General features: G+C 26.2%; 10 protein-coding genes and 1 pseudogene. 9 read left to right on the top strand and 2 right to left on the bottom strand.

Features of this window, described 5'->3' with window-relative positions; translation table 11 throughout:
• Positions 1-111: 111 nt before the first annotated feature.
• The 7 genes from HZY83_RS05520 to yqeK all read left to right on the top strand — a co-directional run bounded on the left by HZY83_RS05520 (position 112) and on the right by yqeK (position 6,053).
• Entirely contained in the window at positions 112-1,806 is a 1,695-nt protein-coding gene (locus HZY83_RS05520; protein ID WP_179943064.1) for a M3 family oligoendopeptidase, read from the top strand.
• Between the two features lie 174 nt (positions 1,807-1,980).
• On the top strand, positions 1,981-2,775 hold the full coding sequence (locus HZY83_RS05515) for a phosphatidylserine decarboxylase (RefSeq protein WP_179943063.1): 795 nt from the start codon (positions 1,981-1,983) through the stop codon (positions 2,773-2,775).
• A 3-nt stretch (positions 2,776-2,778) separates the two neighbouring features.
• Complete coding sequence (locus tag HZY83_RS05510; RefSeq protein ID WP_179943062.1) at positions 2,779-3,327, top strand: YqeG family HAD IIIA-type phosphatase; 549 nt, start codon at positions 2,779-2,781, stop codon at positions 3,325-3,327.
• 9 nt (positions 3,328-3,336) lie between these two features.
• Positions 3,337-4,455: a ribosome biogenesis GTPase YqeH gene (gene yqeH / locus HZY83_RS05505; protein ID WP_179943061.1), complete on the top strand. Its 1,119-nt coding sequence runs from the start codon at positions 3,337-3,339 to the stop codon at positions 4,453-4,455.
• Between the two features lie 14 nt (positions 4,456-4,469).
• Entirely contained in the window at positions 4,470-4,769 is a 300-nt protein-coding gene (yhbY, locus tag HZY83_RS05500; RefSeq protein WP_179943060.1) for a ribosome assembly RNA-binding protein YhbY, read from the top strand.
• The gene (nadD, locus tag HZY83_RS05495; RefSeq protein ID WP_179943059.1) at positions 4,769-5,365 is read left to right on the top strand and encodes a nicotinate-nucleotide adenylyltransferase; all 597 of its coding nucleotides are present in this window, start codon (positions 4,769-4,771) and stop codon (positions 5,363-5,365) included. The genes yhbY and nadD overlap by 1 nt, the downstream gene beginning before the upstream one ends.
• A complete protein-coding gene (gene yqeK, locus HZY83_RS05490) occupies positions 5,355-6,053 on the top strand; it encodes a bis(5'-nucleosyl)-tetraphosphatase (symmetrical) YqeK (RefSeq protein ID WP_179943058.1) in 699 nt (232 codons plus the stop codon). The genes nadD and yqeK overlap by 11 nt, the downstream gene beginning before the upstream one ends.
• Positions 6,054-6,195: 142 nt before the next feature.
• Here the strand turns inward: yqeK and HZY83_RS05485 are convergent, their stop codons facing one another.
• Both HZY83_RS05485 and pssA read right to left on the bottom strand, forming a co-directional pair.
• Positions 6,196-7,440, bottom strand: coding sequence for a peptidoglycan bridge formation glycyltransferase FemA/FemB family protein (locus HZY83_RS05485; protein WP_179943057.1), 1,245 nt, complete (start codon positions 7,438-7,440; stop codon positions 6,196-6,198).
• Between the two features lie 253 nt (positions 7,441-7,693).
• The gene (gene pssA / locus HZY83_RS05480; RefSeq protein ID WP_179943056.1) at positions 7,694-8,215 is read right to left on the bottom strand and encodes a CDP-diacylglycerol--serine O-phosphatidyltransferase; all 522 of its coding nucleotides are present in this window, start codon (positions 8,213-8,215) and stop codon (positions 7,694-7,696) included.
• 139 nt (positions 8,216-8,354) lie between these two features.
• Here pssA and HZY83_RS05475 point away from each other — a divergent pair, with 139 nt between their 5' ends.
• Together HZY83_RS05475 and HZY83_RS08460 are read left to right on the top strand one after the other, a co-directional pair.
• Positions 8,355-9,224: a YitT family protein gene (locus HZY83_RS05475; RefSeq protein ID WP_179943055.1), complete on the top strand. Its 870-nt coding sequence runs from the start codon at positions 8,355-8,357 to the stop codon at positions 9,222-9,224.
• Between the two features lie 68 nt (positions 9,225-9,292).
• Positions 9,293-10,414 (top strand): annotated as a pseudogene (locus HZY83_RS08460) (chloride channel protein).
• Positions 10,415-10,533: the final 119 nt, after the last annotated feature.

Below are 10,533 nucleotides of genomic sequence, written 5' to 3'. Positions count from 1 at the left end.
ATATAACTATAATTATAACTATTCGTTATATTTATTAAAAAAAATTTTGTATTTTTTTAATAAATATGCTATTATAAATTATGCATAAAAAACTTAGAAAGGGTGTTTGTTATGACATTTGAAAATTATAAATATGAAAGACCCGATGTTAATTCTATAAAGAATAACTTAGAAAATTTTATTTCAAATTTAGATTTAGCACAATCTTTTGTAGAATTTTATGACACGTTTAAAAAGTATAATACATTCAGAGAAACTATTAGTACTCAAATAACATTAGTATCTATTCGTAATAGTATAAATACAGAAGATGAATTTTATGATAAAGAGCAAGAGTTTTGGGATAATTTAACTCCAGAATTAGAGCAGTATTTTTCTCGAGTTTCTAAATTAGTATACAATTCTAAATATAAAGATGAATTAGCTAAAGAAATTGGAGAACATTATTTCAAATTAATAGAATGTGATTTAAAAACTTTTAGTGATGAAATAATAGAAGATTTAAAAGAAGAAAATAAACTTATTACTGAATATACAAAACTTACATCAAGTGCCAAAATTGATTTTGATGGAGAGTATAGAAATCTTAGTGGTATGGCAAAATATACTCAATCAGAAGATAGAGATATTCGTAAAAAAGCATCTCAAGCCGTAGCTAAATTTTTTAATGATAATTTAGAAAAATATGATGATATTTATGATAGAATGGTAAAAGTTCGTCATAAAATTGCTAAAAAGTTAGGATTTGACAATTTTGTTGAGTTGGCTTATTTAAGACTTTGTAGAACAGATTATAGTGCATCAGATGTTGCCAATTATCGTAAACAAATTTTAGATGATGTAGTGCCGTTGGTAGAAAAACTAAAAGAAGCTCAAAAAGAACGATTAGGTTTAGATAAATTAGAATTTTATGATGAATCTGTATCTTTTAAAACAGGAAATCCTACTCCAAAAGGAGATAGAGAGTTTTTAGTACAAAACGCAAAAACTATGTACAGAGAATTGTCGGAAGAAACAGCTGAATTTTTTGATTTTATGGTTGAAGAAAACCTTTTGGATTTGGATACTAAGAAAGGAAAAGCTGGAGGAGGGTACTGTACTTACCTACCTGACTATAGAGCGCCTTTTATTTTTGCTAACTTTAATGGAACACCACATGATGTAGAAGTATTAACACACGAAGCTGGACATGCATTCCAAGTATATAGAAGTAGAGATGTAATAGTCCCAGAATATATTTGGCCCACATATGAGGCGTGTGAAATTCATTCTATGAGCATGGAATTTTTAACTTGGCCATGGATGGATTTATTCTTTGAGGAAGAAACAGATAAGTTTAAGTATTATCATATAACAAACTCGTTAAAATTCTTACCTTATGGAGTTACTGTTGATGAGTTTCAACATATAATTTATGAAAATCCAGAGTTAACACCTGAAGAAAGAAGAGAAGCTTGGCGCAAAGTTGAGAAGAAATATCTTCCGTCACGTTCTTATGAAGGTATTCCAGAGCTAGAAAATGGAATGTTCTTCTATCGTCAAGGACATATTTTCTCTTCGCCATTCTATTACATAGACTATACACTTGCTCAAGTTTGTGCCTTCCAATTTTGGAAAAAATCACAAGAAAATACAAAAACTACTTGGGAAGAGTATTTACATTTATGTGATTTAGGTGGAACTAAGCCATTCTTAGACTTAGTAAAAGAAGCTAATTTAGAAAATCCTTTTGTTGTAGGTACTATTTCTAATATAGTTCCAGAATTAGAAAAATATATTAATTCTGTTGATGCTACAGAATTTTAGAAAATTTATTAAAAGCAAGTAAGTTAATTTAGACTTATTTGCTTTTTGTTTTATTAATATTTGTAAAATTATAAGAAATATATGTAATATTAGATATATAAATTTTCTATATAATTGTATTATAATGGTTATTATAGTAAAATTATATGTGATATTGAAAAAGAGAGGTACAAAATGTTAAAGAAAAGATTATTTCAGATATGTGTAGAACTTACAAATGGAAAATATTCATCTAAAATGATTCAAAAATTAACAAAATCTAATGCTAGTAGATTATTAATTCAACCTTTTATCTCAGTTTATAAAATAAATACTTATGAAATTTTAAAAGATGTCTCAGAATTTAAAAATTTAAACGAATTTTTTATAAGAGAAGTTCATCCATCATTACGACCTATTTCAGAGAAAGAAAATGATATAGTAAGTCCTACTGATGGAGTTGTTTCAGAAGTAGGAACTATTGAAGATGATGCTACTTTTATTGTAAAAGGACAAGAATATAGTGTTAAAACGTTAATAGGAGATAAAGAAAGAGCAAAAGAGTTAGCAGGTGGAACTTATATGGTAATTTACCTAAGTCCTAAAAATTATCATAGAATACATTTTCCAACAGATGCCAAAGTATTAGACGCTTACACTATAGGTAAATATTCTTATCCTGTTAACAAAGCAGGATTAGAATTAGGTGATAATGTTTTAAGTTATAATTATCGTCAAATATTTACTTTATATAATAATGGTTTAAAGTATAACTTAATACCTGTAGGGGCACAAAATGTTAATTCTATAGTTACAACATACAGTAGTGATGAAGTAAAAAAGGGATCAGAATTAGGATATTTTGAATTTGGATCTACGGTTGTTTTATTATTTGAAAAAGATAGTATAGAATTAGCTAATTTAGAATTACCGCTAGAAATAAAAATGGGTCAAACAATTGCAGAAATAAAAAATTATGAGGACAAATAAAAGATGGTTTTAAAAAAATTTTTCTCTCCAGACGATTTTATTGAGGATTATGATTTTATAGATGTTGAGTATATGAATATGTACAACAAAAAGGTAATTATTTCCGATTTAGACAATACGTTAATATCTTGGGATAGTAAAAAAGACACAAAACAATTAACGCGTTGGTTAACTAAAATGAAAAAAGCAGGATTTGAAATAATAGTAGTTTCTAACAATACAGAAGAGAGAGTAAGAGAGTTTTGCGATAGCCTTAATTTACAATATGTAGCAGAGGCTAAAAAGCCTTTAACGACTGGTTTTAGAAAAGCTTTAAATAAATTGAACAAGAAGCCAGAAGAAGCTATCATTTTAGGGGACCAAGTACTAACTGATATATTAGGAGCTAAAAATTTAGGTGCAATGAGTGTATTAGTAAAACCTATCTCAAAAACAGATGCCTTTAAAACACGTATAAATAGGTTTTTTGAGGGACATATAATAACTATATTAAAAAACAGAAAACAATTTCCAAAAATGAAATTTAGAAGAAAAAAATTAGAGCGTAATTAGGAGGGAAATTTGTTGGGAAGAATACAATGTATAGGTTGTGGTATTGAAATACAAACAGAAGATAGTACAAAACAAGGATATCTACCCAAAAGTGTAGTAGAAAAAAATATAGAAAATAGTTTAATTTGTAAACGTTGTTTTAGATTAAAACATCATAATGAAATTAGTGATATAGAGTTAGGTGCTGAAGATTTTTATCAATTAATTAGAAGTTTATCAACTAAAAATGCTTTAATAGTAAAAGTAGTTGATATATTTGATTTTTCTGGTAGTTGGATAGAAGACGTTACAGACATAGTAGGAAAAAATAAAGATATAGTACTAGTTGCTAACAAAATAGATTTATTACCTAAATCAGTTAAAGAAAATAAAATAAAACAATGGTTATTTAAAATGATGAAGCAAAAGGGTATAAAGGTAAAAGATATTCTTTTGATAAGTGCAATAAAAAATCAAGGAATAGATGAGTTAGCTAGTAGAATTGATTATTTGAGAGAAGGAAAAGACGTTTATATAGTAGGTGCAACAAATGTAGGGAAATCAACTTTGATTAATAAACTTATAGAGCTAACTAGTGGTGATAAAAATGTTATAACTACATCACACTTTCCAGGAACAACTTTGGGAATGATAGAAATACCCTTAGATTCTAAAACTAGTATTTTTGATACGCCAGGTATAATCTTGGATTACGATATATCTCATTACTTGAATGCCAACACATTAAAATTAGTTTTACCAAAAAAAGAAATTAAAGCGAGAGTATTTCAACTTAATGCTGAGCAATCAATTTTCTTTGGAGGAATGTGTCGTATGGATTTTGTAGAAGGTGATAGACAAAGTTTTACTATTTATGCTTCTAATCAAATAGACTTACATAGAACGAAATTAGAGAATGCGGATAATTTATTTGAAAAGCATCTTGGAGAGTTGTTATCTCCGCCATTCAAAGATGATTTATCTATATTTAGCAATCCAGAAAAGAGAAGTTTTGATATAACTGCTAGAAAGACAGATATAGTAATTTCTGGATTGGGTTGGATTACTGTTAACAGTGATTTAGGGTGTAAAATTAATATCGTTACCCCGAAGGAAATAGAAGTATTTACACGAGAATCTATAATATAGAATAAGGAGAACAGATGTTAAGAGGAAAACAAAAAAGACAATTAAGAGCATTAGCACATCATCTATCACCTATTTTTCAAATAGGGAAATCGGGAATTACGCTTGATATGGTAAAAGGAATATCTGATGCTTTAGAAAAAAGAGAATTATTAAAAGTAAGTATTTTACAAAATTGTGAAGAAGACAAAGATGAACTGGCTACAACATTATCTAAAAGAACTAATTCTGAATTAGTACAATTAATAGGTCATACTATAGTTTTATATAAACAAAGCTCACAACTAAAATATAGAAAAATTGAATTGGTAAAATAATGGAAAAAATAGTACTTTATGGAGGAACTTTTGATCCTATCCATATAGGACATTTAATTACAGCTACTAATGCATTAGAAAGTTTACAAGCTAATAAAGTTATATTTATCCCATCTAATATTACTCCATTAAAAAATAATAAAGTAATAGCTAGTAATAAAGATAGATATAATATGATAGAAGTAAGTATTAAAAGTAATAATAATTTTGAAGTCAGTGATTATGAAATAACAAATTCAGGTACAAGTTATACATATAATACTGTAAATTATTTTAAAAAACTATATCCAAATAGTAAAATTTATTTTATAATAGGTACAGATAGGGTTATAGATTTGCAACAATGGTATAAAATTAATGATTTAGCTAGATTAGTTACTTTTGTTTTTGTTGCTAGGGATAATCAGATTATAGAAGATATCGTTGAAAAAAATAAATTTTATAACAGTATAGAATATATAATTTTGAAAAATCCTATTATTGATTTAAGCTCAACATTAGTAAGAGATAAAGTTAAGAATAATTTGAGTATTAATTATATAGTTGAAAAGAATTGTGCAACTTATATAAAGGAGATGAATTTATATGAATTTTAATGAAATTCAAGAAAAAGTAAAGCAAATACTACCAACTAAAAGGTATGAGCATACTTTGAGAGTTGTTGATACAGCAGTTAAACTTGCAGAAAAATACAATGCTAACGTAGAAAAAGCTAGGCTAGCTGCATTGTTACACGATGTGTGTAAGCCTATGGACGAAGTAGAGATGAAAAAATATGTTATAAAGTATAATTTAGACATTAAATTATTAGACTATCCTACAGAGGTTCTACATGGTCCAGTAGCAGGTGTTTATATAGAAAAAGAATTTGGTATAGCTGATGAAGAAATAAAATTGGCAGTAGCTAATCATACTTTTGGTAGAACAAATATGTCTTTATTAGAGAAGATAATATTTTTAGCTGATTATATAGAGCCAGCAAGAAAACATCCGCATCTAAAGGAAGTCACAGAAGTTGCAGATTTTGATTTGGATGAAGCTATTAGATTATCGGTGAAATATACATTAGTATATTTGATAGATAATGATGAAAGGATTTATCCATCATTATTAAAATGTTATAACTACTATAATATAAAAAATTATCAAGTAGGCTTCAAAGAAAAGAATAAAGAGAAAATACTTTCAGGCGAGAAAATTATAACTATAAGAAACAAGAGTGAAGCACACTTCAAAAAAGGGGACATATTAGAAGCAGTTACTTATGATGACAATACAAACTAGGGTATATAATATTCAGTGTAGAGGAAAAAATCTCTATGCTGAATATTTTTTTATTTTACTCGCTAAATAGCAAATACATTAGTCTACAAAAAAAGTCCACTAATAAAAAGTGAACTTTTAAATATGTTTTATTTTTATGGAATTAAACATTCCAAATTTTTCCAATTTTGTTTCTTAGTTCATAGTTATCCATAAACCATTCAATATTTCCATTAAAGTTACGTTTGAATTGTAGAACTTTATAATCTGTTGCTTCTTCAGTGAAGTTTTGTGATGTTCCAAAGAAATTGTAATATTTGAAGTTGTTTTTAATAGCGTATTTCATCATATGGTATGTTATAGCGTAAGGCCCTTCAAATCTATTAAATTTTTGTAAAGCACCACTTGTAAAATATATTAAATCTTGATTAACTTCCAAGAAGCTTGCACAAGATAGATTAATAATATTACCTTCTTGTTCTTTTAAATCGGTAATTTTTTTTATTTTTTTCTGCCATATTGCAATATTTTCGTCTAATTCTTTTAATTTATTAATTGTTTTCTTTTGATTAACTTTTCCGGCATTTAATTTTTCTGTTAAATCCACTTTTTCTTGTATTAGATTGTTTATAGTTTCGTTAGTTTTATTTATAAATAGGTCACAATCTATATAAGAAATCATAAGTTTTAGTTTATCACCTAATATTTTTTTAGTATTTTTAAAATAATCATTATCACGAATTTCAAAGTTGATTCTTTCTGCTGTTTCACGATTTATTTCTTCGAATATTTTTGCATCTTCTTCTTTGAAAATATCTATTTCCCTAACTAAGACACCTTCTTTGATAGTCTTATTAATAGTATATCTAGCTATTTGACTAATGTTTTTAAGTAGATTGTCTTCTGTTAAATTAGTCAATTCTTTTGAATAGACACATCTAGTAGATAGGGTAGGGTTTGTGAATAAATCTTCATTCAGAGGATTGAAACCTAGTGATTTTAATTTTTTATGAACATTTCCTGATACGCTATTTTCACCAACTTCTTCGGTATCATTGAAAATTTTCTCGTTTATAAATGGATTTACTCTAACAGCCAGTACGCGTAAATCTTTTGAGAAATATTTTTTCAATTCAGAAAAATAGAAATTTGATAATTCTTCATTATTAAAGTCCATTATTGGTCCATATTGTGCAGTTACTTTGTAGAAGAATTTTTTGTATTGATAGTATAAAAATATAGAGTATGCAAGAATATTATCATTTTCTTTAACAGCTAGAATAACAGATTTTAAATTGTTATGCTCTGATAATTTTTTGTATTCGGCAGATTGTGAGAAAAAATATCTATCACTACTGTTTTTTTGATGATTAGCTAGTTCTTCGTAAGTTATCTCAGTAAAAATCATTAGTATCTCCTTAAGGTTTATATCTTAAATAATAATCTATTAATGTTAAATATACATCTAAAAATTATATAATAAATTTGATAAAAAGTGAAGTAATAATGAATTTTAATAATACAATATATTTTATGAAAATAAAATGTTATTATTAAAATAGTTAATTAAGAAGAATTTTATTATTGTTTAGCTAGTAGTTTGCAATAAAAAAATAAAAGTAAATCTGTTTATACTTTGATTTACTTTTATTTTATAATCATTATATTTTTTTAATTTTTATATTGCTTACCATTAAATATGAGAATATAGCAGTTAATATTAATAATGCTAAACTAGGTACATTTATAAAGCTAAATGACAAAATGGCAAGTATACATCCACAAGTAGTTATAGGAACTCCTTGGTAAAAGCCACCAGTAAGCGTAGAAACATTAAATCTAGCTAAACGATATACTCCACAACAAGCATATGCTCCACATATAATTAATATTAAAGCTTTTGCTATAACTAAATCTGTTACGCCAATAGATTTTGTATAAACTAATAACGCAGGTGCTACTCCAAAGCTTACAGCGTCACATAGTGAATCTAATTCTTTTCCAATAGCAGATGTTACCCCTAATTTTCTTGCTACAATTCCGTCATATCTATCAGCTAACATAGCTAAAATGATAAAGACACTAGAATAAATTAATTTACCGTTAGCTGTAGTAATAATCGATAAGAATCCAAATAGACAGTTAGATAGTGTTAAGAAATTTGGAATCAATTCTTTATTCATAAAATCACTCCTTAATTAAGTAATACATATATTATATTACAAAATTACAATAAAGTCTAAGAAATTTTTTATTACTTTATTGTTTTTAGAGTTTTAAATTGCTATAATATCTTTATAGTAAGCTATTTCGGAGGTGTATATGAAAAGTTTTAATTTTAAAAAAATATTAAAAGAGTTGCTAGTTATTTGTTTAGGTTGTGGTCTTTATGCCTTTTCTTTTACACATTTAATAATGCAGAGTAAGATGGCAGAAGGAGGAGGAACAGGTATAGCCCTTTTAATTTATTATATTACGGGGATACCTACTTCTTTTGGTAATTTAATAGTAAATATTCCTTTATTAATTTTAGGATATAAAATATTGTCTAATAAGACTATGATTTATACTTTATACGGTATAGGTATGATTACTGCGTGGTTATATTTCTTTGAACATTATAAAATTACTTTAGATTTAGGTGGAGATAGATTATTATCTGCTTTATTTGGAGGCGGATTAGCCGGTTTAGGGTTAGCTTTAGTATTCTTGTTCGGTGGTAGTACAGGCGGTGTTGATATAATAGCAATGATATTTAATAAATATTATAAAATACCGATAGGAAGATCTATACAAGTAGTTGATGCAATAATAATTTTGGCAACATTAGCGATTTTAAAAGATATACCAGCTATTTTATATACATTAATTTATATCTATATTTTAACAAAAGTAATAGACTTTATTTTGGAGGGAGGATTACCAGCTAAGGCAGTTATGATTATATCTCCCAAAATAGAGGAAATTTCAGATCAAATTAGTATGAAGTTATCAAGAGGTATGACTTTTTTGAAAGGAGAGGGTGTATTTTCTAGAAAAGATATAAATGTTGGGTATTGTGTAGTATCAATAAGAGAAATCAAAGAGTTAAAAGAAATTATATATTCAATAGACGATACAGCGTTTGTAACTATAAACAATGTTCATGATGTTATGGGAGAAGGATTTAGTTTTAAACAAAAAGGTAGGTAGATATAGTTGTATTAATATTTTATTAAAGTAATTTCATTATTTGGAGGATTTTTTATGAATATTAGAATATTAGATTATTCATTTATAGTTTATTACAAACTACATTAATATCGATAATATGCTCTTATTTTGGACAGATTTTACTTGAAATTGTAGACTTTAATAAAAATAATTATCTTTTTTTATTAATTTTCGTATTACCTATATTTTTACTTACTAAGTATAGTAATAGTTTAGTAAAGGAAGATATTAGCATACCTTACTTTATTGACAAAAGGTCAAAAAAAGTTAATGCAGTTTTTACTCCTGTAATAATTATAAACACTTTATTATCACACCTTTGTGGTATGAGTGTTGATAGGGAAGGCGTAGCCGTCCAAGTAGGAGGAGCTATAGGTAGTAATCTAGGAAGTAAAGTCTTTTTTTGTGATAAAGAAAAAAATTTTTTAATACGTCTAGGTATGATATGTGGATTTTCTGCTTTATTTCATAGTTATTTAACGGCTGTAGCCTTTATATTGGAATTATTATGGCAAAAACAAGAGATTAAAGAGAAAATTACTAACATTTTATTTTATATTATTTTCTCTTGTTATGCTAGTTATTTATCATTATTTTTTGGTCTAGAAAAATTTTTTGTTTTTATAAATGTAGAAAAATCCTTCGTTTTTAGTATTTCTTATTTGAATGTTTTTCTTTTTGAATTGTTGTTAACTATATTGGCAGTTTTATTTATTTTATTAAGAAAACAAATTAAAAAGATTAAAAATAAGTTTTTAATTTTATTTATCATTGTTTTAGCTATTGTAGTAACAGGAGGAAGATATAATTCGTTAGGCATAAACTTTATCAATGATATATTTAATGGCGAGTATATTTTTAAGTATTAAGATTTTATTTTGAAATTTTTATTAACTATACTTTGTACAGCTGTAGGATTTAGTGGGGGAGAAGTTACTAATTTATTTGCTATAGGGTTATTAGCGGGATATTGTTATGCTACCATTTTTAATTTACCGTTAATTATATTTGTTTCGATAGGATATGTATTAATGTTTTCTATAAGTGCAAGATTAATGATAGTTCCTATTATTTTGGCATATGAAGTATTTGGTTGGCAATTAGCAATGTTAATTATAATTCCTAGTGTTTTAATAAAAATTTTGAATAGGAAGTACAGTATTTATTAATTTTTAATAAATAAATTACACAAACGATAAAGAGTGCTTTATTTTTTAAAGTACTCTTTTTTATTATTTATAAATTTACAAAAATAGAAAGACTTTATTTATAAAATATATTTTAAAAA

Source organism: Gemella sp. GH3, from assembly GCF_013415425.1.
Lineage (GTDB): Bacteria > Bacillota > Bacilli > Staphylococcales > Gemellaceae > Gemelliphila.
The sequence above is the reverse complement of the archived record's forward strand: the minus strand, read 5'-3'. Positions and strand labels throughout refer to the sequence as shown.